We start from the raw sequence: 475 nt of genomic DNA, 5'->3' as shown, positions 1-475 counted from the left end.
CAGCCGGCCCGTCCGGGTCCTGGTGGCCGACGACGAGGCGATGGTCCGGGCCGGGGTACGGGCCATCCTGGCCAGGGACCCGCGGGTCGACGTGGTCGCCGAGGCGGGCGACGGGCACGAAGCCCTCGCGCTCGCCCGTCGACACCGGCCGGACGTCGTGCTGTTGGACATCCAGATGCCCGGCCTGGACGGTCTGACGGCGGTGGCGCGGTTCCACCGCGAGCTGCCGCCGGTCGGCGTGATCATGCTGACGACCTTCGGCCAGGACGCATACGTCACCCGCGCCCTGGAGGAGGGCGCCGACGGTTTCCTGCTGAAGGCGGACGACCCGAGGGAACTGCTCAACGGGGTACGGGCCGTGGGCGCCGGCGGGGCCTACCTCTCCCCGCGGGTCGCCAGCCGGGTCATCGCCGGGCTGCGCGCGCACCGGGCCGCGCACCCCCACCGCTCGCTAGAGCGGCTGACGGAGCGGGAA

Annotated in this window: 1 protein-coding gene; it reads left to right on the top strand. The window is 75.2% G+C overall.

Annotated elements, in window-relative coordinates; genetic code table 11:
* Window positions 1-19 precede the first annotated feature (19 nt).
* Window positions 20-475: response regulator (locus AC0AIB_RS31180; RefSeq protein WP_465098076.1), on the top strand; the 456-nt coding region annotated here is incomplete at its 3' end.

The sequence above is a fragment of the Micromonospora sp. DSM 43699 genome (genome assembly GCF_055517075.1).
The sequence above is the reverse complement of the archived record's forward strand: the minus strand, read 5'-3'. Positions and strand labels throughout refer to the sequence as shown.